Origin of the sequence: Acidovorax sp. 62, from assembly GCF_002754495.1 — a bacterium.
GTDB lineage: Bacteria > Pseudomonadota > Gammaproteobacteria > Burkholderiales > Burkholderiaceae_C > Acidovorax.
This window is the reverse complement of record NZ_PEFJ01000001.1, coordinates 2,953,180-2,976,295: the sequence shown is the minus strand read 5'-3', so window position 1 is coordinate 2,976,295 and position 23,116 is coordinate 2,953,180. Positions and strand designations below refer to the sequence as shown.

Below are 23,116 nucleotides of genomic sequence, written 5' to 3'. Positions count from 1 at the left end.
GGTAGGGTGCTTACTTCAGCGCTGTGGGCGTGACGTACTTGGCGTAGCTGCCTTGCACCTGCGAGATCTTCTTTTGCTCCTTCAGGAAGGCCGAGGTTTCCTTGAGGATCTTGGCCACGCCGGATTTCTCGCCGCCGCCCAGCCAGGCTTCGCTGACTTGCTCGCCGCGGGGTACCAGGTTCAGGTTCTTGAGCCCGGCGGCCTGGTCGGCAGGGGTGCCGCCCAGCAGTTTGGCCAGTTGCTTGGTGTTCTCGCTGTCGGGGCCCCAGGCAGCTTTATCGGTGGCGAAGGACTGGCTGTATTTGTCGATGACGGCGGCATAGTTCTTCAGGAACTCGGGGTGCTCTTTGGCAAATTTGCCTGTGGCCACCCAGGCGCTGAAGGTGGGGGCGCCTTTTTCCGCCACGTCTTTGGAGGTGACCAGCACGGCTCCGTTCTTTTTGAGTTCGGTCAGGGCGGGGTCCCACACAAAGCCGCCGTCGATATCGCCCCGGTTGTAGGCGGCCACGATTTCGGGCTGCGGAATGGCCAGCACCGTCACGTCTTTTTCGGTGAGGCCCTGGCTTTTGATGAGGGCCAGCAGCTGGTAGTGGTCGGTGGACACGGGCGCTGCGGCCAGGCGCTTGCCCTTGAGGTCGTTCACGCTCTTGATGCCCGAGCCGTTGCGCACCACCAGGGCTTCGTCGGTGCCTGAGATGGAGGCCAGGTAAAAGCCCTGGATGTCCAGCCCGCGCGAGGCAGCCGCTGCGTAGGGGCTGGAGCCCACATAGCCCACTTGCACGTCGCCCGAGGCAATGGCGGCCACCACGTCGGCGCCCGAGTTGAACTTGCGAAAGTCGATCTGGTAGCCCGTGGTCTTGGCGAAATCGCCATTGGCAATGGCCACGGCCGAGGGTAGGGCGTCGGTCTGGTAGCCCACCACCACTTTCTTGTCGGCGGCCAGGGCGCTGAAGGCGCTGGCCAGGGCGAGGGTGCCTGCGGCGGCGATGGCGAGGGGTTTCCAGAATTTCATGAAAAGGTCTCCGTGTCGGTGATCGGGGTGATCGAGGGGTTTGTCCCTGCGGTGCAGGGGCGTCACGGAAATCCTATGTTTAGATGAATAAGTTGATATGGAAGGAAATCAACATAGCAAATGCAAATAACGAGCTTGGTGCGCCGCGCGGTTGGCGGGATGCTTGAGGCCACTTTCAGCCGCCTTTAGCCATCTTTTGCATTAGCTGCCACCATGACCTTGCACATCCAAGCCCTGGGCCCCGCCATTGGCGCCCTTGTCACCGGCATCGACCTGACCCAGCCCGTGAGCGACGCTCAGCGCGATGCGCTGCTGGCCGGGCTGCTCCAGCACCATGTGCTGTTCTTTGAGAACCAGCCCGTCACCCCCGTGCAGCAGCGCGACCTGGCGCGGCGTTTTGGCGAGCTGCACATCCATCCCGTGTACCCCACGCACCCGGACGCGGTGGAAATCATCGTGCTGGACACCGATGACAACAACCCGCCCGACAACGACAACTGGCACACCGACGTGACCTTCATCGACAAGCCGCCCATGGGTGCGCTGCTGTCGGCGCGGCACCTGCCGCCCTCGGGCGGCGACACGCTGTGGGCCAGCGGCATTGCGGCGTACGAGGCGCTGTCAGAGCCGCTGCGCAAGTTTCTCGATCCGCTGCATGCCGAGCACAGCTTTGTGCAGTCCTTCCCCGCCTGGCGCTATGCCCGCACGCCTGAAGAGCGAAAGGTGTGGGAGAGCGCTGCGGCCAAGTACCCCGACATTCCGCACCCCGTGGTGCGCACCCACCCCGTCAGCGGCAAGCGCGGCCTGTTCGTCAACGAAGGCTTTACCAGCCGCATCGTGGAGCTGGACAAGAAGGAGAGCGACGCGATCCTGGCCTTCCTGCGGGTGCACATTGCCAAGCCCGAGTTCACCGTGCGCTGGCGCTGGAAGCCCTACGACCTGGCCTTCTGGGACAACCGCCTGACCCAGCACTACGCCACGGTGGACTACCTGCCCCACCGCCGCGTGATGCATCGCGCCACCGTGCTGGGCGATGTGCCGTACTGAATCGGTTCGTCCACTTATTGCTATTAAATGAATAGCTGCTTGCGCTTGATAGATAAGCGCTAGAGCCTGTTTTTATTGAAAGCCCCCCATGACCACCGCACAGGACACTCTGACCCTCGCCCCAGAACTGCAAACCCTCCACACTGCTGCCCAGGCCGAGGGCCTGACCTACGCCGGTGGCGTGCCCCCCGTACTGGCCTGGCGCCTGGTGCAGGCCAACCAGGCCGTGCTGGTGGACGTGCGATCGAGCGAAGAGCGCAAGTTTGTGGGCCATGTGCCCGGCAGCCTGCACGTGGCCTGGGCTACCGGCACAGCGCTGGTGCGCAACCCGCGCTTTGTGCGCGAGCTGGAAGCCAAGCTGGCCAAAGACGGCGGCAAGGACGCCGCCGTGCTGCTGCTGTGCCGCAGCGGCAAGCGCTCGGTGCTGGCGGCAGAGGCCGCAGCCGCTGCCGGGTTTGCCCATGTCTTCAATGTGCTGGAAGGCTTTGAGGGCGAGATCGACGCGCAACTGCACCGGGGCGGCAGCGACGGCTGGCGCTTTCACGGCCTGCCCTGGGTGCAGGACTGACAGGTTGCAACGAGGAACGAGCCATGGCCATCTTTGACATTGAACAGATCGTGCAATCGCTGCACGGTGTGCGCCGCGACTGGCGCGATGCGCAAAAGCGATCGCAGGAGCCCGGCGGGCGCGAGTTTCCGTCGTGCGATGCGTTGGCGCGGGTGGTAGAGCAGCTCAAGGGCGCGCTCTTTCCCATGCGGCTGGGCCCGCCCGACTTGCGCCAGGAGAGCGAAGACTTCTACGTGGCCCACACGCTGGACGCCGCGCTGCACACCCTGCACGCGCAGATGGTGCTGGAGCTGAAATACGGCGCGCGCCACCAGCCGCGCGACGCCCAGGACGTGGAGCAGCAGGCCCTGAAGGCCGCGCAGGACCTGGCCCAGTCGCTGCCCGACATCCGCCGCCTGCTCGACAGCGATGTGCTGGCCGCCTACCAGGGCGACCCGGCGGCGGGCAGTGTGGACGAGGTGCTGCTGTGCTACCCCGGCGTGTTGGCCATGATCCACCACCGCATTGCGCACCGCCTGTACCTGCTGGGGCTGCCGCTGCTCGCGCGCATCGTGTCGGAGCTGGCGCACAGCCAGACGGGCATTGACATCCACCCCGGCGCGCAGATTGGCGCGGGCTTTTTCATCGACCACGGCACGGGCGTGGTGATTGGCGAGACGGCGGTGATTGGCAAGCGTGTGCGCCTGTACCAGGCCGTGACGCTGGGGGCCAAGCGCTTTCCGACCGATGCCGATGGCGTGCTGCAAAAAGGCCTGCCGCGCCACCCGCTGGTGCAGGACGACGTGGTCATCTACGCGGGCGCCACCATTTTGGGCCGCGTCACGCTGGGCAAGGGGGCGGTGATTGGCGGCAACGTGTGGGTTACGCACGACGTGCCTGCGGGCGGCCATGTCACGCAGGCCAGTGCGCAGGCATCGGGGCGCTTCCCGTCCATCCTGGCCGAGGTGGCGCTGTGACCACGCTCGTCAAAGGCTTTGGCATTGCGGTGCGCCAGTCGCGCGAGGCGCAGGGCTGGTCGCAAGAGCGGCTGGCCGAGCAGTCGGACCTCAACCGCTCGTACGTGGGCGAGATCGAGCGCGGCAGCGTCATCGCATCCCTGCACACCGTCGAGAAGCTGGCCAGCGCGCTGGGCGTTGCGCCCTCGGTGCTGGTCACACGCGGCGAGTCCGTGCACCAGAGGCAACTGGTGCGCGGCCTGCAGTTGGCGGCTATAGCCTGTTGAAGCGGGGCGCTGGAGCTTTGACACTGCAGCAGTGACTGGCTGGCCTGTGCGCACCCTGGTCTGCACCGAGAGGTGGGGATGTGGGGCACTGTATCGGGCGGGCGGGTTTTCTGATTTTTTTCTTGTTTGTTTTCAACCTCACGGAGTATTCACATGTCGGCAACAGTGGGCGGAACCACCGCACTCAGCGATAGCGGCGCACGGCAACTCGCCAATGCAACCAAGACGGCACCCCAGCTTTCCACCATCTCGCCGCGCTGGCTTACGCACCTGCTGCAGTGGTTGCCGGTGGAGGCGGGCATCTACCGTCTGAACCAGGTCAAGAACCCCGAGGCCATCAAGGTGGCCTGCACCGCCAAGGAGAAGGAAAACCAGCTGCCCCGCACCTTCGTGGACTACGAAGAGAACCCGCGCGAGTACTTCCTGAACGCGGTGAGCACGGTGCTGGACGTGCACACCCGCATCTCCGACCTGTACAGCAGCCCGCACGACCAGGTCAAAGAGCAGCTGCGCCTGACCATCGAGACCATCAAAGAGAACCAGGAAAGCGAGCTGATCAACAACGCCGACTACGGCCTGCTGGCGCAGGTGACGGACGAGCAGCGCATCTTCCCGCTGACCGGTGCACCCACGCCCGACGATCTGGACGAGCTGCTGACCAAGGTGTGGAAGGAGCCCGCCTTCTTCCTGGCCCACCCGCTGGCGATTGCCGCCTTTGGCCGCGAAGCCACGCGCCGTGGCACGCCACCGCCCACGGTGAGCCTGTTTGGCTCGCAGTTCATCACCTGGCGCGGCGTGCCGCTGATCCCCTCGGACAAGGTGCCTGTGGCCGATGGCAAGAGCAAGATCTTGCTGCTGCGCGTGGGCGACAAGCGCCAGGGCGTGGTGGGCCTGTACCAGCCGGGCCTGCCGGGCGAGCAAAGCCCCGGCCTGTCGGTGCGCTTCATGGGCATCAACAACCATGCGATTGCGTCGTACCTGATCTCGCTGTACTGCTCGCTGGCGGTGCTCACGCCCGACGCGCTGGCCGTGCTGGACGATGTGGAGATCAACAAGTACCACGACTACCCAGACACCTACAAATAAGGTGGCCGCGCGGTGACGAACCTCTCTCACACTTCCTCGCTCCCGTCGGGGGTTGCGCCTCAGTCTCCGCTGGACACGGCTGCGCTGGCCCGTATGGCATCGGCCCTGTTTGCGGCCCTGCCGGGCGAGCAGCCGGACCTATCTGGCGCAGCCTCTGCCGTGCCGCGCCCTGCTGCGGCGGGTTTTCCGCCCGGCGTGCAGGCGCCGGTGAACCTGGCCCCTGCCGGCTCGCCCCTGGCCAGCCCGGCCGGGCTGGGCCCCTCGGTGCCAGGCACGCCCATCCCGCAAGGGCAGATTCCGGGCAGCAACTTAGTGCCTGCGTCGCCCACGCCCGTGTTGTCGCTGGCGCACCGCGCCCCTGCGCTGGTGCCGCATGCCTCGGCGGGCAATGGCCTGCCCGATACTGTGGTCAGCACCTTGCCTGCCTACGAGCCGCGCTTGGGCTCGGGGGTGCTGGGTGTGGCGCCGGTGGCTTCCCTGCCTTCGGGTGCTTCCGCGCCTGTTGCCTCTGCGCCGTACTACTTTGTGGGCGAGCGCCCATCCGGCGCGGTGGCGCAGTCAGCGCCAGAGAGGGGGGATGGGCTGGATGCCTTGTCGCGCCTGCCGTTCCAGTCGTTTGACGCAGCCCATGTGCCCCAGGTCACATCACCCACGGCAGGCCCGGGCGTGCCCAGCACGGTGCCATCGGCCCAGCCGCAGTTCTACTTTGCCAATGCCGTGGTGCTGCCCGGGGGGTACACCACGCCGGGCCACCCTGCGGCGCAGCGGGCGGGGGCCGTGCCTGCGGTGGCAGGCAGCGCGCACCCGGCGTTTGATGTGCACGCCATCCGCCGCGACTTTCCCGTGCTGTCCGAGCGCGTGAATGGGCGACCCCTGGTGTGGTTTGACAACGCGGCCACCACGCACAAGCCCAAGGCGGTCATCGACCGCATCAGCTACTTCTACGAGCACGAAAACTCGAACATCCACCGCGCAGCGCACGAGCTGGCTGCCCGCGCCACGGACGCCTACGAAGGCGCGCGCCAGCGGGTCCAGCGCTTCATCAACGCGCCGGATGTGAACGAGGTGATCTTTGTGCGCGGCACCACCGAGGCCATCAACCTGGTGGCCAAGAGCTGGGGTGCGCAGCACATTGGCGAGGGCGACGAGATCATCGTCAGCAACCTGGAGCACCACGCCAACATCGTGCCCTGGCAGCAACTGGCCGCTGCCAAGGGGGCCAAGCTGCGGGTGATTCCGGTGGACGACTCGGGTCAGGTGCTGCTGGACGAATACCAGAAGCTGCTGAACAGCCGCACCAAAATCGTGTCCGTCACGCAGGTGTCGAACGCGCTGGGCACAGTGGTGCCGGTCAAAGAGATCGTGGCCATGGCCCACCGGGCAGGTGCGAAGGCGCTGGTCGATGGCGCGCAGTCCATCTCGCACATGCGGGTGGACGTGCAGGACCTGGGTGCGGACTTCTTCGTCTTCTCAGGCCACAAGGTGTTCGGGCCCACTGGCATTGGCGTGGTGTGGGGCAAGCGTGAGGTGCTGGAGGACATGCCCCCCTGGCAAGGCGGCGGCAACATGATTGCCGATGTCACGTTTGAGAAAACGGTGTTCCAGCCCATCCCCAACAAGTTCGAGGCAGGCACCGGCAACATTGCCGATGCCGTGGGCCTGGGTGCGGCCATCGACTACGTGAACCGCGTGGGCATCGAGAACATTGCCCGCTACGAACACGAGCTGCTCGAATACGGCATGCAACACCTGGGTGCCATCCGGGGCGTGCGGCTGATTGGCACGGCGGCCCACAAGGCCAGCGTGATGTCGTTTGTGCTGGCGGGCTACACCACCGAAGAGGTGGGCAAGGCGCTGAACGAAGAGGGCATTGCCGTGCGCACGGGCCACCACTGCGCGCAGCCCATCCTGCGCCGCTTTGGGGTGGAGACCACGGTGCGACCGTCGCTTGCGTTCTACAACACCTTTGACGAGATCGACCGGCTGGTGGCGGTGGTGCAGCGCCTGGCTGCGCAGCGCCGCGTGTGACGGGGGGCAAGGCTTGTCCTTGCCTACGCCTCACCCCCATCCGTTCACGCTGAGCTTGTCGAAGCGCCGCGCAGGGCTTCGACAAGCTCAGCCCGAACGGTGAGAGGTGGTTTAAACATACCGGCTCTTTGCATAAAAAAGCTGCCTAGCGCTTATTAATAAAGCGCTGGCAGCTATCTTTTTGGTAGCGTATGGTGCGCAGGCTGCGCTCAGTCTGCCTTCAACCCGTGCTCAGCCCGCGCTCGTACCAGCCCTTGCTGCGGTTGACGATGTGCACCACCAGCAGCATCACGGGCACTTCAATCAGCACCCCCACCACCGTGGCCAGTGCGGCGCCGGAGTGAAAGCCGAACAGGCTGATGGCGGCGGCCACGGCCAGCTCAAAGAAGTTGGACGCACCAATGAGGGCCGACGGGCAGGCCACGCTGTGCTTTTCGCCCACAGCGCGGTTGAGCCAGTAGGCCAGGCCCGCATTGAAGAACACCTGGATGAGGATGGGCACGGCCAGCAGGGCGATGACCAGCGGCTGCGTGAGGATCGCCTCGCCCTGGAAGGCAAACAGCAGCACCAGCGTGGCCAGCAGTGCACCGATGGACCAGGGGCCAATGCGCTGCAGTGCGGCATCGAGCGCAGCCGGGCCACGCGCCAGCAGGGCGCGGCGCAGGGCTTGTGCGATGAGCACGGGAATCACGATGTACAGCACCACCGAAGTGAGCAGCGTGGCCCACGGCACGGTGATGGCCGACACCCCCAGCAGCAGCGCCACCAGCGGCGCAAAGGCCAGCACCATGATGCTGTCGTTGAGCGCCACTTGTGACAGGGTGAACAGCGGGTCGCCCCCGGTCAGGCGGCTCCACACAAACACCATGGCCGTGCAGGGCGCAGCGGCCAGCAGGATGAGCCCGGCGATGTAGCTGTCGATCTGCTCGGCAGGCAGCCAGGGGGCAAACCAGTGGCGGATGAACAGCCAGCCCAAGAGCGCCATCGAAAACGGTTTGACCAGCCAGTTCACCACCAGCGTGACGCCAATGCCCCGTAGGTGCTGGCGCACTTCGCCCAGAGCGGCAAAGTCCACCTTCATCAGCATGGGGATCACCATCACCCAGATCAGCACGCCCACGGGCAGGTTGACCTGGGCGACTTCCATGCGGCCAATGGCCTGGAAGGCCCCGGGCCACAGCTGCCCCAGCCCAATGCCCACCACGATGCACAGGAACACCCAGACGGTGAGGTAGCGCTCGAACACGCTCATGGTTTGGGGGGCGGGAGGGCTGGCGGGGGCCGTGGTTGTCATGGGGCTCTTTGGGCAATTGGTGTGAGAGGGGATCAGTGGTCTGACAGCTCGCGGGCGGAGCTTTGCAGCACGGTGTGCTGCAGCTTGTCGGCAGGCAGGCTGATCAACAGCGACAGGCGGCGCTGGATGGCGTGCAGGGTTTTGCGAAAGGCCTCCAATTTCTCGGCCTCGCTGCCATCGCCTTCGGAGGGGTCGGCATAGCCCCAGTGGGCGGTGGCCGGGTGGCCGGGCCAGAAGGGGCACACCTCGCCCGCTGCGTTGTCGCACACGGTGATGATGAGGTCCATGTGGGGTGCGCCGGGGGTGGCAAATTCGTCCCAGCTTTTGCTGCGCAGCCCTTCGGTCGGGATACCGGCTTTTTGCAGCACCTGCAGGCCCAGCGGGTTGGGCTGCTGGTTATCGCGCGGGCTGCTGCCAGCGGAGTACGCCTTGAAGCGCCCTTCGCCCATGGTGTTGAGCAGCGCTTCGGCCAGGATGCTGCGCGCCGAGTTGTGGGTGCACAGAAAAAGAACGTTCAGGGGGGTGGCGGATTCGGTCATTCGGGGCCTCAGGTCAGCAGCAATGGGAAGAAGAGGATTTGGACGGGCCGCAGCACGCGGCCTGTGTGGAGGCCTGGGGTGCCGCAGCTGCTTTGGGGGCGCAGCAGGCGCCTTGCGGCGCCGCTGCCGCCTCATTGAACACAGGAATGTTTTCGAGCGTGTGAAAGTGCTCCCACGCCACGCCTTGTGGGTCGGTCACCCAGTGCTTTTCGCTGCGGGCGTAGCAGCAGGTGGTGGCGCCTTCGTCCAAGAGCGCCATGTCGGCGGCGCTGGCGCGGGCTTTCAAATCGGCCAGTTCGGCCGCGTCGTCGACCTGAAAGCCCAGGTGGTCCAGCCCCGGCTGGTTGCCCCGGGTCGAGATCGCAAAGTTCACGCGCGGGTCTTCCAGCATCCATTTGGCGTAGTCGGCCTCCACCCGCGCAGGGGTGGCGGCAAACAGGCGCGAGTAGAAGGCGATGCTGGCGGCAAGGTCGTCAACATGCAGGTGAACGTGAAAGCGCTTCATGGTGGGGCTCCTTGGAACAGGTTCTTGGCGGCAGTAAAAAGGGGAAGGCTCAGCAGGCACAACCAGCGGTGGCGGCGCTGGGCAGGCAGGCCTGGCCCTGGCAGCAGTTCTCGGTCAGGTAGCCGATCAGCGCGTTCATGCGCTCGAACTGGGCGCGGTAGATCAGGTTGCGGCCAGCGCGCTCTTGCGCCACCAGCCCGGCGTGGGTCAGCTCCTTGAGGTGGAACGAGAGCGTGTTGGGTGCCACGCCCAGGGCCTCGCTCAGTGCGCTGGGCGTCAGGCCCTCGGTGCCCGCCACGACCAGGGCGCGAAAAATCTCCAGGCGCGAGGCTTGGGCCAGTGCGGCCAGGGCTTTGACGATATCGTTGGTTTCCATAATTCAATGATAATTGAAATATGGAAATGATGGCAGGAAAAAAGCACCGACTGGCGGTGCTTTGGGGGGAACAGGTTCTTAGCCTCGGCGCGGGGGTTACATCCCCAGCGACTTGAGCAGGTCGTCGGTGTCGCTGTCGCCGCTGGCCGTTGTCGATGGGGCGGGTGCGGGCGCGTTGTGGGACTGGGCCATCAGGGCGTCGGGGTCTGGGGCTTCCTGGGCCTCGAAGTCGTAGAGCTTGATGAACTCGGTGCGGTCCATCGCCAGTTCCAGATAGAAGATGTTGTTGTTGCCGGTGTAGAAGGTCACGCGGCGGGCTTCGGGGTTGTCCAGGTTGGCGTCCACGCTCAGCATCACTTGCTTGTTCAGCACCAGCATCTTGGGCTGGTTCTGGGTGATGTGGGTTTGCAGCTCGCGGCGGATCTTGCCGGTGAAGTCGCCCACCACCTGGTTCATCAGCTCGCCCATCACGTTGCTGACTTCGTCCGAGGTGTAGGAGGTGACCAGGTCGTCCTTGGACATGCCCATGCTCAGCAGGTAGCTTTGGTACAGCTCCATCGCGGCCGAGGCCGAGAAGTTGATGATGACCAGCCCGGAGAAGCCGCCATCGAACAGCACGAAGCAGCCGATGTCGGGTTTGAGGCAGGTTTTGGAGATACGTTGCACCATGCCGGAGTAGTGCACCTGGCTTTGCGTGGCGACGGAGAGCACGCGCGTGACGGAGTTGCACAGGCTCATCAGCAGGTCTTCGGTGCCGAATACGACGGGTTTATCTTGGTGGCTCATGGTGGCTGGAGGCGGTGCGTTGATCAGGAAAGTCTGGGGCGTAGCATAGGCCATGAAAGCCTTTGCCACCAGATGCATTGCCCTGGTTGTGGGGCTGGGCGCAACAGGAGGTGTGTGCTTGCTGACATCGCGCGTGGGCGGAGGTCAGGGCGCGGTGGGCAGGGCCGGCTGCACAGGCTGGCCGTGCAGCCATTGCCGCAACAGGGGCTCGGCCGCGATGGCCTTGGAATACAGGTAGCCCTGGGCCTCGTCGCAATGCAGCTGGGTCAGCAGCGCGGCCTGTGCGGCGGTTTCCACGCCTTCGGCGACGGTCTCCAGCTTCAGGGCTTTGGCCATGCCGATCACGGCAGTGACGATGGCGCGGTTGCCTGCGTGGGTGTCCATGTCCCGCACGAACGACATGTCGATCTTGAGCTTGAACACCGGAAAGCTCTGCAGCCGCTCCAGCGACGAGTAGCCGGTGCCAAAGTCGTCGATGGACAGGCAAAAGCCCGCCTCGACCAGGCTGGATGCCACCAGCCGTGCCTTCTCGGGCTCGTTCATCAGGGCGGATTCGGTCATCTCCAGCTCGATCATGCCGGGCGCCACGCCCTGGGCGCGCACCAGGCGCTCTGCACGTTCAGCAAAGCCCTCGTCCATCATCTGCGCGGCCGACACGTTGACGGCCACGCGGGGCACCACGGCGGCCCCGGCTTGCTGCCAGTAGGCAATGTCGCGGGCGGCCTGGGTCAGCGTCCAGTCGCCCAGCTCGCCGATGAGGCCGCGCTCTTCGGCCACGGGGATGAATTCGCCGGGGCTGATCCAGTGGCCATCTTCATCGCACCAGCGCGACAGCGCCTCCACCCCGCACAGCGCGCCGGTGGCCAGGTGCACTTTGGGCTGGTAGTGCAATTGCAGTTGCGACTGCGCCAAGGCGCGGGCCAGCTTGGTGCCCAGGGAGATGCGGCGCTCCAGCTTCAGCCCCAGTAAGTCGGAGTACAGGTGGCTGCCGCCCCCGCGCGCCTTGATTTCGTACATGGCGATGTCTGCGTGCTTGAGCAGGTCTTCCACGTCCTCGCCCTGGTCGGGGAAGGTGGCCACGCCAATGCTGGCCCCCACCTCGAACTTGAGGCTGTCGATGAGCACCGGGCGGGTGAGCGCCGCTTGCAATTGCTGGGCACGCAGCAGTTTGTCCTCGCCTGGCGCCAGGGCGTACACGCACATGAATTCGTCGCCGCCCACGCGGGCAAAGACGTCGTCCTTGGCGCAGGCGGCGCGAAAGCGGGTGGCCAGCTCGGCCAGCACGTTGTCGCCCACCACATGGCCGTGGGTGTCGTTGATTTCCTTGAAACGGTCCAGGTCCACAAACAGCACGGCGGCCGATAGGCCCTGGTGCTGCGCGCGGTACAGCATTTGCTGCGCCAGCATCATGCCGTTGGTGCGGTTGGGCAGCCCTGTCAGCGAGTCGTAGAAGGCCAGGCGTTCCATGGCCTGTTCGGTGGACTTGCGATCGGTGATGTCCAGCACCGTGCCATAGCCCCGGATCGGGTTGCCCTGGTGGTCCTTTTCGATCACACCGCGCGCTTCAATCCAGCGCACGCCGGGGCTGGAGTGCACTCGGCATTCGTAGCGAAAGCGCCCCACCCGTTGCGCGGCTGTCCATTCGCCATCTACGCGCTGGCGGTCGTCTTCGTGCACGCAGGTCAGAAAGTCGGGGTAGGTGAATGGTTTGGCCACAGGCCAGCCCAGCAGGCGCGCTGCCTGGGGGGTGAGAACGAAGGCGCCATCAAAATGGGTTTGCCAGGTGCCGATGTTGGCCACGGCCTGGGCGTTGAGCAGGTCGCGCGTGAGTTGGGTTTGCTCGCGCAGGTCTTCAAACACCAGCAGCAGGCGCTGGTCTTGGCCCGCCTCGGGTGCGGGCAGGGTGTGGGCCGTGATGCTCACGGGCACGGCCAGCGGGTTGTGGTGGGGGCGCACCTCCACGGTGTCGCGGGCGTTTTGCAGGCGCAGCGCGGCATCAATCAGGGTGGCGATGTTGGCCACATCCATCACATTGGCCAAGGGGCAGCCGCGCAGGCTGTTGGGGGCAAAGCCAAAGAGCTTTTCAAAGGCACGGTTGGCAAACACCACTTTCAAATCGGGGGTGGCCACCATGGTGCCGTAGGGCAGGTTGGCAAAGGCGGCGCCGTAGTCGCGCAGGTCGGCAATCAGTTCGTCGCGGTGGGCGATGTAGCTGTCAATGGCCAGGCCCACGTCCAAAAACACCACCTTGATGAGGGCCTGGAAGGTGTGCAGCAACTCTTCGGCCGAGGCACTGCTCAGCCCCTGCGCGATGCGCGGCAGCAGCTCGGTCAGGTAGTGGCTGTAGGCCCCCAGGTACCAGCCTGGCGACAGGCCCACCTTGGCATGCACCAGGCCGACGCGCAGGCGGTCTTCCAGATAGGCGCGGTCGTACACCCCGGCAATCAGGGACTTGAAATAGCTGGACTGGGACTTTTTAAGACGGGCGAGGGTGCCTTCGTCCGGAATGAGTGCACGCGTTTCGCTGAAGGACAGCAGGTGCTCGTAAAACGATTCAATGAAGCCGGGGGCTTTGTCGCCCAGCAACCCGTTCAGGCGCTGTAACGCGCTTTCGTCCTGCGGCGTCAGCGACAGGAAATCCTTGCGGCGTTGAAAGTCTCGGCTGAGGTCCACAAAACTGCCTGTCAATGGGTTACCGAATGCGTCGAATGGAATGAGAGCGCTGGTTGACCCGCCCCATCTTGCGCCAATTTACCACCCCTGGCTGGATATGTTTACATTTAGAAACCTTTGGGCGCCGTGGGCTATTAATGCCCGGTGCCAGTGGTCCGATTTTGTTGCGCCGCTGCGCTTCTATTTTTGAAAAATAACGGCATCCAGTTCCAGCGCACGGATGCTGGATGCAGCCGACTCGGCCTCAGAGCGCGAGGCGAAAGGCCCCACCCGCACCCGGGTGCGGGTGCCTTTGGCGCTGTCCAGGGTCTGCCGGAAGGCGGGCAGGCCTTCGTTGAGCAGGCGGGACTGGGCTTTGCGTGCATTGCTTTCATCGGCAAACAGACCCACGTTGATATAAAAACCAGGCGCGGCGCCCACGGTGGTGTCGCTGGCGGCAGAGGCCTTGCCCTCAGCCTGGCGGGCCGCGGAGGATGCGGCAGGTGTTTTGCCTGCTGGTACAGGCTTGGCACGCGTGGACTCTGAGGCCTTGGCTGCTACGGCTTTGGAGGCTGCCGCCTGCTGCGCGCTGGCTTTGGGCGCCGGGGCTTCCTTGGCTTTGTCAGCAGGTTTCTCTGTGGGCTTTTCGGTGGCTTTTGCCGCTGGTTTTTCGGCCAGCTTTTCGACGGGTTTATCCGCTGGCTTGGCTGGTGTTTTCTCGGTCGCTTTACCAGCGACAGAGTCCGTCGTTTGAGAGGCTCCCTTGGCCCCATCGGCAGGGGCTTTGTCTGCTGGTGCTGCAGTGGGCTTAACGGCAATGGCTTGCGGTGGTGCTGCGGCCACGGCGGCTGCGGGCGGCGCATCTTCTGCGGCAGCGGCCACGGCCACTGTGGGTGCACTGGGCGGCTGCGGCTTGGGCTGCACAGCGGCCATGTCGGCCTTTTCTGCCACAGGGCGGCTGGCGGGGGTGAGGGTGGGGGAGGGTGTGTTCCAGCTGGCGCTGGGGGCCGCGGCCTGCGGCGCTGCCGCCTGGGCTGGCGACTCGCCCGTGAAGGTGCCTTGCGGGAAGACCAGGTAAGCGAGCAGTGCTGCACCCGCCAACAATGCATGCCCTGCGATGACCCAGGTCAGCCGTTTGCGCGACACCGCCTGCTTGGCCAGCAAGTCGCAGGCTTCGGGGATGTTGGCCGATGCGGCCAGTGCTTTGGTCACGCGTTTGCGGATGTCGGCGTGCAGGATGGCGTGGGCATACAGGCCCGGCACCACGCTGCCCAGCACGGCAAAGGCGCCCACCACGCCCCATTCCACTGCCTGCGGCCACTGCAGCAGCGGGCGGCCCAGGCCAAACACCAGCAGCGCCACGCCTTCGGCAGCGGCCACATACACCAGTGCGGCGCCCCAGAGCTGGCGGTACACCATCCAGCCCAGGGTGAAGAAGCAGGCGGCCCCGTGCCAGCTGGTCAGGGTGCGGCCCATGGCGTCGAGCCGGGCAAACGCCTGAACGTAGCGCTCTGTGTTCACAGGGCCCAGCGCGGCCCGGTAGAGGGTGGTGACGGCGCTGTCGGAAGGGGAGTCCAAGGACATCAGAGGAATGTGGGGGGCATGAACCGATGGGGCGGGCATAGCCCATTCTGGCATGCCCTGCCAGGATTTGATCGGTGGAAAAGCGCGGTTTGGGCGGTGCCCGGGCCGCGCGGGGGCTCTTGCTGGCCCCGTGTGGCACTTTGATGTACCACAAATGGCGCTAGCGCCTGATGGATAAGCGCTAGCAGCTATCAAAAAAGGAGTAAAGCGCGAGCCCCGCTGGAGGCCGTCACATCACGGGTCACCCACCCGTTCCTGTGAAAACGCCTCAGGCCCCGCGCACCATGGCCATGATTTGTCCGGCGTCCAGCGTGGCGGCCTTTTGCCGGATTTGCGGCAGGTACTGCGTTTGCATTTGCTTGGCGGGGCCGAGCAGGCTCTGAAAGGTGTCGCGCAGCAGGGCGGTGTCCATGGTGCGCCCGCCGGCGTAGTAGCGCTTGGCCACCTGGCCCAGTGCATAGGTGGTGGCAAATGAAAACGCCATGCCAGTGGCCGCCCCGCCCAGCCCGCCGATGGTTTTGCCTGCCACCTTGCCCAGCAGGCCGCCCAGCAGCTTGCGGCCAAACTGCTCGACATACTGAGACGCCATGCCCACCCCGGCGGCGGCGATGAATTCCTTGATGTGGCCCCGGTCCAGTTCCACGCCGTGTGCCTTGCCGATGGCGTGCACCATCTTGATCTGCAGCGGGATGATGGCCATCGAGGCCCAGGACTGGGGTAGCAGCTCCAGCGCGCCATTGAGCAAGGCGTAGTTCAGGATGGATTTGTCCAGCTCGGCATCCAGGGCGCTGCCCGGGGCTGCAGCTGCCGACAGTGCTGCGGCAGCTGCAGCCACAGGGATCGTGGTGGGCACTGATTTTGGCACGGCCTTTTCAGCCTCCTCCACCAGCGCGTCGGCTTCCTGATCAAAGGCTGCCGTCTGCGGGGCGCCCAGTTGCAAAGCCACCTTCAAATCGTTCAAAAACTCGCGTTCCTCCACTGTCTGGCGGCCGTCCACATCGCACACACACACCGCCATCTCGTAGGCCAGCTGGCGGTGCATGGGGTCGCTCAGACTTTGCACCACCGCTTGCACACTGGTGCGCTTGAGGAGCACATCCTGGTAAATGCGCGGGAGGTCCGCCATGCCCGCGTCGCCCGCGAGCGACTGGGCAATGCGGCGGATCTCTTCGCGCTCGGCGTCGTCCTTGTTGCCGTCCGCAAACGCGGCCAGGAGGGCGATGGTGAGAATGGATTTTTGCTGGTCCAGGTTCATGGCGTGTTGCCTGCAAAGGCGTGGGGTGAAAACGGTGGGGCGCAGAGCTTGGCGGGTCGGTCGCCGCTTGGCCGCTGCGCACCAAGACCAGATGCAGTCTAGGCAACCGGGTTTCAACGCCACACCCTGTGGGGATTTGGGCGCGCGTGGTCACCGGGTGCTTCTTGATGCGGCGGGCTGATCTTGAGGGCGTTGGGCATGGTGCGTCGCGCTACGCTGCGCCAGCGCAGTCCGTGCGTCGCAGGGTGGGCCGGGCGATGTCGCGTGGAATCGGCCGATCCGTTCTTACGCCACCAGCTCCATCAACTTCCCATAGCCATCCACCACTTCGTACTTGACCTGGTCAGACGTGATCTTGGCGAAGAATTTGCGGGCGCACTCGATCTTGCTTTCCTCGATTTTGCGCAAGTCCATGCTGGACATCGATCCCTTGGTTTCGGCGACAAAGTACACGTGCTTGACCTTGCCCTCTTGGAACGCAATGGCCCAGTCCGGGTTGTAGTTACCCACCGGCGTTGGAATGAAGAACCCACGCGGCAGCTTGGCATACACCACCACTTCGGTGCTGGCATCCAGCTCGCGCACAAAGTCGCGCTCGTTCTTTGAGTCCGTGAAAACGTAGTCGTAGATGTGGTGGTTGGCCTTCACCGCCTTGCTGAAATCTTCCTTGGGCTTGTCCTGGGTGAAGATGTCCATGGTGTGCGTTTCACCCGTAGGGTCGTAGGCGATGTGCTCCACGATCACCGTGGCCTTCTGCTCGTTCATCAGGCGCGCGGCCTTGCGCATGAAGTCTTCGGGGTTGGTGCGGTACTGGCTGAAAACGGCCTTGTTGATGCCCTGCAAGATGCTGGCGACCGTGGCACGCGTCAGTTGCGTCTCATCGGCCAGGCGGCCAATCAGGTCGTACTTGACGGCGGAATGGGCGGATGCACGGTGGTAGTCCGTCGTGGACTCGGTGACCTTGAAGGACTCGCCCTGGCGAATGCCGTCATAAGTTGCCGTCTCATGCTGCTCCCCGGCCACCACGGTGTACTGCATGGGGCTCACTTTGAGTTCGGCTTCCAAGGCCTTCACGCACTTGGCCACCAGCTCCGGCGTTTCAAATTCCACCGTGTACGCGGCCTTGCGGTTGATGCGACTCCACAGCGCTTTGAACTCGGCTTTCTCAAAATTGCTGTTCAGCGGATTGGTCTTGGCCTTGCGGTCGTCCTCCGGCAATGGCAACTTCGTATCGCTGAACACGGTGTCGATCAGCGCAAAAACCGCTTCGGCATGGGCCGCCAAGTCTGGCGGCAACGCGGCAAGCGTTCCTTCCTTCTTGGCCTCATGGTAGACATCCGCGATTCGGTCCTTGTCGTCGGTGTAGTCGTTTTTAAGCAGGTACTTGTATATCTGCTTGGCCAATTGCGGGGTTACCTCTACATCGCCAGCGCTGGTTTTGAGCACCTTGCCGGTGAAGTAGGACTCGTCGGCCACCCGTGGCCGCTCCGACAAGCCTTCGCTCATGTCCCGCTGCAAGGCGGTTACGAAGTCCTTGTAGCTCTCGCTGGCCACCACCGTCAGCACGTTGACCTGGTGCACCGTTGCAGGCGCGTCCATGCGGTCGCCCTGCTGATTGACAGATAAGCGCAATCCGCGCCCCACCTCTTGCCGACGGCTGATGGTGTTGTCGCTGTGCTTCAACGTACAGATCACGAACACGTTGGGGTTGTCCCAACCTTCGCGCAAAGCAGAGTGAGAAAAGATGAAGCGCACCGGCTCTTCAAATTTGAGCAGCTGCTCCTTCTTGCGCAAAATCAGGTCATACGCATCCACGTCGTCGGTTTCCGTGGACTTCTTGCCCGTTTCGGGGTCCACCATGCGCTTGCTCTTCTTGTCGATGGAGAAGTAGCCTTCATGCGTGCGCGTCGTGGCAATGCCTTTGAGATACCGGTTGTAGGGCGTATCTTCCAGCGTCATCACCTCGGCCAATTGCAGGTTGTACTCTTCCTCAAACATCTGGGCGTACTCGCCATTGCGCTCGCCCGCCTCGTCATAGCTGCGGTACTTGCTCACCGCGTCGATGAAGAACAGCGACAGCACCTTGATGCCCTGCGCAAACAAGGCCTGCTCCTTCTCGAAGTGGGCTTTGACGGCCTCGCGGATCTGGATGCGGCGCAACGCGGATTCGCTGACATCGCCCGTGGCTTCGCCCGCCACCAGCTCGTGCCCATTGGTAAAGCTCACGGTGTTGGTCAACGCATTGATGTCGGCCACCACAAAGCCCCGGTACTGCTCCAAGCCGCCCGACAGGTCGAACAGGTTGTCGTTGCGCGATAGCTTGCGCAACACCCGCTTGATGCCGTTGTTCTGCATGATCTCCAACTCCACCCGCGCCACCGGGGCGCTGGTGGACACCTCAATCGACTCCAGGTACAGGTAGGCATTGGTGCCAGTGAGGCCCTTGACCGATATGCCGCGCACTGCAATTTTCTTGACCAGCTTCTGGTTGTAGGCATCCAGCGCGTCCAGCCTATGGATCTTGTTGTGCGTTGTCTTGTGCGTGGCCGAATACCGCAGCACCGCCAGCGGCTTGAAGTTGGCCAGCGAATCCAGCGTTTTGCCGCCTTCCATCTTCTGCGGCTCGTCCAGAAACAGGATGGGCCGGTTGGCACTGATCACGTCAATGGGCCTGCGGGACTGAAAGTCGTCCAGCTCCATGCCAATCCGGCGTGCATCCTTGCCCGTGGCATTGAACGCTTGCACGTTGATGACCATGACGTTGATGCCCGCATCGCTCGAAAAGCTCTCCAGGTTGTGCAACTGCTTGGAGTTATAGATAAAAAAGCGTGCGCGCTTCTTGTAATCATCCAGAAAGTGCTCTGCCGTGATTTCCAGCGACTTGAATACGCCTTCACGAATGGCAATGCTGGGCACCACCACAATGAACTTGCTCCACCCATACCGGGCGTTCAGCTCGAACATGGTCTTCACGTAGCAATACGTCTTGCCCGTGCCGGTCTCCATCTCCACATCCAGATTGATGTCGCACACCTTGGTTTTGACCAAAGCGGCAGACTGCGGCAGGTTTTGCCTGCGTTGCACGGCGTGGATGTTTTCCAGCACCTGGCCATGCGTCAGCGCCAGATCCGCATTCTTGAACCCGGATGACTCCAACGCAGCCACGGCCTGGCCGCTGGCGTCCACTGCGCGGCCTGGGTCTAGCCGGTAGTTCAAGCCCTCGCGCTTGGGCTGCCCGGCAAAGCAATCTGCTACGGCTTCCACGGCATGGGTCTGGTAGGCCTGTTTTTTGAATTTGAGCTTCATGCGCTTCTCTGCAAATTTCTCTGCAACTTCTCATTTTTCTGTCGATTTGAGGCAAGTTGTCCCACGGCCTGCGGGACGATTGCCATTCTTGTGGAGTCCATTTTCTGTTTTGGGCTCCACAACGCTCCTAGTGGAGTCCAGGCGCTCCACAAGACAACCACCACGCCTCGCCACGAAATTTACAAAACATAAATCAAATCAATGGGTTACGGAGCTCTATTCTTTGGCCTATTCTTTTTATTCTTTTTTGAACACCCACTTGGGCACCTTGCGGGTGCCTGCATTGGTGATCACCCCACCGATGCGCATGCCCGTCAGCAGGTTGCCAATCTTGTTCTGCTTTTGCGTGGAGTCCAGCGCGTCGCTCAGCTTGCTCCACAGCAGCTTGTCAATCTCTTGGCGACTTGCGGAGCCAAACTTGGTCAGGTAGTCCGCGATCTGCTTGATGTAGAACTCATCGTCCTGGCCACGTGTGTTGATGTAGTCGGCCTTCGCCGAAGTAGCGGATGCCACTGTCGCCGAAACGTACAAATGCGGCTTGCGCCCCTCAATCAGCTTGGCATGGCGAAGGCGCTTCGCCACCGCATCGTCTATCGGTAACTTCTTTTGCACACGGTCCAACGCCAAGATGTCTGAAAGCGGCAAATTGGTGTTCTGAATCAGCATGCGGCTGTAAGCCACATCCACTACCGCCCCGTAAAGCGTCATCTTCACAGTTTGCGGCTCGCTCAGGTCATAGTCCGGCATCGGGAAATACCGCCGCGCCTGGCCCAAGTGCATTTCATGAATGCCGTAGCCCATGGTGTCAATCATGTTCAGCTCCGCCATGGCCTGCGTCAAAAATGGATTGCGGTAGCGCCTGGGCGTCTTGTGGCCGCTCACGTAGTCGGTGGGTTGCCCCTCGTAAAACGCGCCTTCACTCTCAAACACAAGACGGTCAGGTTTTTCGACGACGACTACACGCCCATTGCGCGTGTAATCCTGGTGGGCAATGCAGTTGTGCAATGCCTCCAACACAATTTTCCGGTCGTACTTAGCGACCTCAACGGGCACCAGCTGGTCGTCCGGCAAGATGCGCAGCGGCAAATTGCGTATTTTTTGGTACAGCTCGGTGGTGGTCAGCAAAAACGGGGGCGCGAAGTGCATGTATGCACGCTCCTCGCCTGCCAGCTTCAAGGTCATCTGCGCAGGGTGGGGCGACAAACGATAGGCCGATTCCGCTTTGCCCAGCAGCAGCAAGGTGGCTCGGGTGATATTGCCGCTTTGTGTCAGCCGTGCACGGTCCAAAAACACCGCGTCGGGCCATGCGGCAACCTCTTGCGGCGTGAAGCGGTTGGCGTACTTCAACGCAAAAGACTCGCGCGACTTGGCCAGTGCCGCAGTGTCCAAGTCAGCAAGGGTCGCCCCCGGCACCTGCTGCGCTGTCCAATCGGCGGCGCCTACTTGGGCCCGCAACTCGTCCAGCTTGTCCAAGCCCAAGTGCGTCAGGCTCTCGCCAGCGCGCGCGTAGTAGTGCCCCTTCCATGCAATCGGCATACCCTGCGGCGCAGCGGGAATCTCCAGCAACAGCACGCGGCCTCGGTCCGTCTGCAACTCGTGAATGTCGCGCAGAGTGATGCTGGGCTCGGTGTCACTGGAAATTTGAATCTTCAAGCTTTGCAGACGCTCAGCTTCGGGCCTGTAATCCGTTCCCACCACCGCGCGGGTTGCGTTGTCCACGCCAAACACCAGCCAAGCGCCATCCTCCGATCGCAAATTAGCCTCATTGGCCATGGCCGAAAAATAGCGGCCAATTTTGTCGGTGTCATAGTCCTTACCGGCTTGCTTGAACTCCACCACCTCGCCTTCCCAGCGGGAGATCAAGCGGCCAAGCACGGCCTCCAACGCAGCTTTGTCCATGGCCATCACCTCAAATGGTTTTGACTTCGGTGCTGGGGCTCATCAGCTTGAAGATTTGCTCCACATTGATCTTCACGCTGTCGGTGGCAAAGCCCGCATCGCGGAACACCACGCGCAGTGGCGCGCGCTGGGCCAGCAGCTTGACGAAGTCTTCGCTGATGCCTTCTTCAAAGCACGCGGCCAGCGCCGGGCTGCCATGCACGTTCGCATCCACAAAGTACACCGCCTTGCCCGCCATGGTCTCCTGCGTGATGGGCAGCGCCAGGTCAACGCCCCAGTCCAGCAGCACCTGGAACAACAGGTCTTCGGCTGTGCGGTCTTCGCGGATGTTGTTGACTTGATCGGACAGCAAGTCTTGGGTTACCGCATCGGGGGTGTAGAACACTTCCTTCATGTTGGAGGTATCGATCTTCAACGCACGAAATCCAATGTCTAGTCGGTCAATACCCTTCCTGCCGGCGTGATGGGTTTTGATTTTTCTCCCCGCGCGGCGAATTCGCTCTTTGCTAATTTCGGCGATATTTTGATAGCCAGCTTTGGCTGCGTCCGATTGTTCGTCGCAAGCCTCGGGCATCTGCACCAAAATGAATTTTCGGTTGCCGCTATCTTCCGCGTTCATTTGCATCACTGCGTCGGCAGTGGTCGCCGAACCAGAGAAAAAGTCAAGAGCAATGTCATTTGCTCCGGTAGCAACTTGAAGAATCCGCTTGATCAACCGAGTCGGTTTAGGTGTGTCAAAAACCGAGCTTTCCGGGAATAGATCATTGACTTCTTTTTTTGCATCTTGGCTATGCCCCACATCGCCGTACTTCCAGATCGTTTGACACGCCGTTCCCTGCTTGACTTCCGTCAGGAACCGCTTGACCGCAGGAACGTTGTTTCCATCCGCTCCGAACCAGATGCGGTTATCAGCAATCAGCGTTTTCAGAACTGGCTCGGTGTAAAGCCAGCATCGGCCGTTGGGCAGGGTATGGCGTTTACCGTTTGGAGCTGTCAACTCGTAAAACTGGCTTTTGGTTCCGTGCCCGCCCTGTGCAGTCGAATCTACTGGCTTCCAAACTCCGCGAGGGTCGTTGTCAGGATTCTTGTAACGAGCGTTCATCTCATCTGATCGCTCCAATAAGTTCGGAAACCAATTCAGCTTGTTCTTCGCAAAAACCAGCAAAAAGTCGTGCGATTCGGAAAACCATTTCACGGCGTTTTGAGGGCTGTACCGCTTCTCCCACACTATGGTGCTTACGAAGTTTTCATCGCCGAAAACTTCATCGCACATGCGCTTCAGATTGGCTTGCTCGTTGTCATCGATTGAGATGAAGATGACACCATCGTCACGGAGTAAGTTGCGGGCCAACTTCAAGCGCGAAAACATCATGGAGAGCCAATCGGAGTGGAACCGCCCGTTGGATTCCGTGTTTGCATTTAAGCGTCTACCTGCGTCGTCCTTTTGATTTGAACGTTCGAAATATGATACCGAATCCTCTGCAAAATCATCCTCGTAGACGAAGTCGTTCCCCGTGTTGTACGGCGGGTCGATATAGATGAGCTTGACCTTGTTCAGGTAGGTCTCTTGCAGCAGTTTCAGCGCATCAAGGTTGTCCCCCTCGATGAACAGGTTCTGCGTGGTGTCGAAGTCCACGCTCTCCTCGCGGCAGGGGCGCAGCGTCTTGGCAATGGGGGCATTGGCGGTCAGCAGCGCCTCGCGCTTGCCGGGCCAGTTGAGCTGGTAGCGCTCCTGCGGGCCTTGCACGATGGATGTGGACAGCTCCTGGCGCAGCAGGTCAAAGTCGATGCTGCGCTTGACCACGCCATCGGTGCCCCGTGTCTCGGTCAGGCAGTTGGGGAACAGCTCCGCCATCTTGTCGATGTTGGCCTGGGTCAGGTCGGGGCTGTGTAGTTTTAGTTTATTCATGGTAAAAATGGCCTCTAGCGCTTATCTATAAAGCGCTAATAGCTATAA

18 protein-coding genes are annotated in these 23,116 nt (G+C 62.6%); 6 read left to right on the top strand and 12 right to left on the bottom strand.

Annotated features, from left to right (window positions below; all coding sequences use genetic code 11):
• Window positions 1–10: 10 nt before the first annotated feature.
• Window positions 11–1,012: a taurine ABC transporter substrate-binding protein gene (tauA, locus tag CLU86_RS13340; protein WP_099741935.1), complete on the bottom strand. Its 1,002-nt coding sequence runs from the start codon at window positions 1,010–1,012 to the stop codon at window positions 11–13.
• Between the two features lie 213 nt (window positions 1,013–1,225).
• On the opposite strand from tauA, the gene tauD reads away from it, so the two are divergent.
• From tauD to CLU86_RS13310, 6 genes are all read left to right on the top strand, one after another.
• On the top strand, window positions 1,226–2,059 hold the full coding sequence (tauD, locus tag CLU86_RS13335; RefSeq protein ID WP_099741934.1) for a taurine dioxygenase: 834 nt from the start codon (window positions 1,226–1,228) through the stop codon (window positions 2,057–2,059).
• An 88-nt stretch (window positions 2,060–2,147) separates the two neighbouring features.
• Complete coding sequence (locus tag CLU86_RS13330; protein WP_099741933.1) at window positions 2,148–2,627, top strand: rhodanese-like domain-containing protein; 480 nt, start codon at window positions 2,148–2,150, stop codon at window positions 2,625–2,627.
• Between the two features lie 23 nt (window positions 2,628–2,650).
• Window positions 2,651–3,583: a serine O-acetyltransferase EpsC gene (gene epsC, locus CLU86_RS13325; protein ID WP_099741932.1), complete on the top strand. Its 933-nt coding sequence runs from the start codon at window positions 2,651–2,653 to the stop codon at window positions 3,581–3,583.
• Complete coding sequence (locus CLU86_RS13320) at window positions 3,580–3,849, top strand: helix-turn-helix domain-containing protein (RefSeq protein WP_099741931.1); 270 nt, start codon at window positions 3,580–3,582, stop codon at window positions 3,847–3,849. Before epsC ends, CLU86_RS13320 begins: the two co-directional genes overlap by 4 nt.
• A 153-nt stretch (window positions 3,850–4,002) precedes the next feature.
• On the top strand, window positions 4,003–4,935 hold the full coding sequence (locus CLU86_RS13315; RefSeq protein ID WP_099741930.1) for a family 2A encapsulin nanocompartment shell protein: 933 nt from the start codon (window positions 4,003–4,005) through the stop codon (window positions 4,933–4,935).
• A gap of 93 nt (window positions 4,936–5,028) precedes the next feature.
• The gene (locus tag CLU86_RS13310) at window positions 5,029–6,963 is read left to right on the top strand and encodes a family 2A encapsulin nanocompartment cargo protein cysteine desulfurase (protein WP_099741929.1); all 1,935 of its coding nucleotides are present in this window, start codon (window positions 5,029–5,031) and stop codon (window positions 6,961–6,963) included.
• A 220-nt stretch (window positions 6,964–7,183) separates the two neighbouring features.
• Here CLU86_RS13310 and arsB read toward each other — a convergent pair whose 3' ends face one another.
• The 11 genes from arsB to CLU86_RS13255 form a co-directional block, all read right to left on the bottom strand.
• A complete protein-coding gene (gene arsB, locus CLU86_RS13305) occupies window positions 7,184–8,257 on the bottom strand; it encodes an ACR3 family arsenite efflux transporter (protein ID WP_233194996.1) in 1,074 nt (357 codons plus the stop codon).
• 32 nt (window positions 8,258–8,289) lie between these two features.
• Window positions 8,290–8,796 (bottom strand): arsenate reductase ArsC, encoded by a 507-nt coding sequence (locus CLU86_RS13300; RefSeq protein ID WP_099741928.1) that lies wholly within the window; start codon window positions 8,794–8,796, stop codon window positions 8,290–8,292.
• 13 nt (window positions 8,797–8,809) lie between these two features.
• Window positions 8,810–9,301, bottom strand: coding sequence for an ArsI/CadI family heavy metal resistance metalloenzyme (locus CLU86_RS13295; protein ID WP_099741927.1), 492 nt, complete (start codon window positions 9,299–9,301; stop codon window positions 8,810–8,812).
• 49 nt (window positions 9,302–9,350) lie between these two features.
• Window positions 9,351–9,677, bottom strand: coding sequence for a helix-turn-helix transcriptional regulator (locus CLU86_RS13290; RefSeq protein ID WP_099741926.1), 327 nt, complete (start codon window positions 9,675–9,677; stop codon window positions 9,351–9,353).
• A gap of 96 nt (window positions 9,678–9,773) precedes the next feature.
• Window positions 9,774–10,463 (bottom strand): DUF3334 family protein, encoded by a 690-nt coding sequence (locus tag CLU86_RS13285; RefSeq protein WP_099743558.1) that lies wholly within the window; start codon window positions 10,461–10,463, stop codon window positions 9,774–9,776.
• 144 nt (window positions 10,464–10,607) lie between these two features.
• The gene (locus tag CLU86_RS13280; protein WP_099743557.1) at window positions 10,608–13,136 is read right to left on the bottom strand and encodes an EAL domain-containing protein; all 2,529 of its coding nucleotides are present in this window, start codon (window positions 13,134–13,136) and stop codon (window positions 10,608–10,610) included.
• A 180-nt stretch (window positions 13,137–13,316) separates the two neighbouring features.
• On the bottom strand, window positions 13,317–14,699 hold the full coding sequence (locus tag CLU86_RS13275) for an SPOR domain-containing protein (RefSeq protein ID WP_233194995.1): 1,383 nt from the start codon (window positions 14,697–14,699) through the stop codon (window positions 13,317–13,319).
• Between the two features lie 268 nt (window positions 14,700–14,967).
• Window positions 14,968–15,954 (bottom strand): YcjF family protein, encoded by a 987-nt coding sequence (locus tag CLU86_RS13270; RefSeq protein WP_099741924.1) that lies wholly within the window; start codon window positions 15,952–15,954, stop codon window positions 14,968–14,970.
• Between the two features lie 285 nt (window positions 15,955–16,239).
• Window positions 16,240–19,260 carry a type III restriction-modification system endonuclease gene (locus tag CLU86_RS13265; RefSeq protein ID WP_099741923.1) on the bottom strand — a complete coding sequence of 1,007 codons (3,021 nt, stop codon included), beginning with the start codon at window positions 19,258–19,260 and terminating at the stop codon, window positions 16,240–16,242.
• A 237-nt stretch (window positions 19,261–19,497) separates the two neighbouring features.
• Entirely contained in the window at window positions 19,498–21,159 is a 1,662-nt protein-coding gene (locus CLU86_RS13260) for an RNA-binding domain-containing protein (protein WP_099743556.1), read from the bottom strand.
• Window positions 21,160–21,169: 10 nt separating this feature from the next.
• Entirely contained in the window at window positions 21,170–23,068 is a 1,899-nt protein-coding gene (locus tag CLU86_RS13255) for a site-specific DNA-methyltransferase (protein ID WP_099741922.1), read from the bottom strand.
• Between the last annotated feature and the right edge of the window lie 48 nt (window positions 23,069–23,116).

Excerpts from the sequence above, each read along its gene's own strand:
- CLU86_RS13260 (WP_099743556.1), bottom strand. The coding sequence starts at position 21,159 with ATGGACAAAGCTGCGTTGGAGGCCGTGCTTGGCCGCTTGATCTCCCGC.
- CLU86_RS13255 (WP_099741922.1), bottom strand. The coding sequence starts at position 23,068 with ATGAATAAACTAAAACTACACAGCCCCGACCTGACCCAGGCCAACATC.
- CLU86_RS13310 (WP_099741929.1), top strand. The coding sequence starts at position 5,029 with ATGGCATCGGCCCTGTTTGCGGCCCTGCCGGGCGAGCAGCCGGACCTA.
- CLU86_RS13315 (WP_099741930.1), top strand. The coding sequence starts at position 4,003 with ATGTCGGCAACAGTGGGCGGAACCACCGCACTCAGCGATAGCGGCGCA.
- CLU86_RS13270 (WP_099741924.1), bottom strand. The coding sequence starts at position 15,954 with ATGAACCTGGACCAGCAAAAATCCATTCTCACCATCGCCCTCCTGGCC.
- CLU86_RS13290 (WP_099741926.1), bottom strand. The coding sequence starts at position 9,677 with ATGGAAACCAACGATATCGTCAAAGCCCTGGCCGCACTGGCCCAAGCC.
- CLU86_RS13330 (WP_099741933.1), top strand. The coding sequence starts at position 2,148 with ATGACCACCGCACAGGACACTCTGACCCTCGCCCCAGAACTGCAAACC.
- CLU86_RS13275 (WP_233194995.1), bottom strand. The coding sequence starts at position 14,699 with ATGTCCTTGGACTCCCCTTCCGACAGCGCCGTCACCACCCTCTACCGG.
- epsC (WP_099741932.1), top strand. The coding sequence starts at position 2,651 with ATGGCCATCTTTGACATTGAACAGATCGTGCAATCGCTGCACGGTGTG.
- CLU86_RS13295 (WP_099741927.1), bottom strand. The coding sequence starts at position 9,301 with ATGAAGCGCTTTCACGTTCACCTGCATGTTGACGACCTTGCCGCCAGC.
- tauA (WP_099741935.1), bottom strand. The coding sequence starts at position 1,012 with ATGAAATTCTGGAAACCCCTCGCCATCGCCGCCGCAGGCACCCTCGCC.
- CLU86_RS13300 (WP_099741928.1), bottom strand. The coding sequence starts at position 8,796 with ATGACCGAATCCGCCACCCCCCTGAACGTTCTTTTTCTGTGCACCCAC.
- tauD (WP_099741934.1), top strand. The coding sequence starts at position 1,226 with ATGACCTTGCACATCCAAGCCCTGGGCCCCGCCATTGGCGCCCTTGTC.
- CLU86_RS13265 (WP_099741923.1), bottom strand. The coding sequence starts at position 19,260 with ATGAAGCTCAAATTCAAAAAACAGGCCTACCAGACCCATGCCGTGGAA.
- arsB (WP_233194996.1), bottom strand. The coding sequence starts at position 8,257 with ATGACAACCACGGCCCCCGCCAGCCCTCCCGCCCCCCAAACCATGAGC.
- CLU86_RS13285 (WP_099743558.1), bottom strand. The coding sequence starts at position 10,463 with ATGAGCCACCAAGATAAACCCGTCGTATTCGGCACCGAAGACCTGCTG.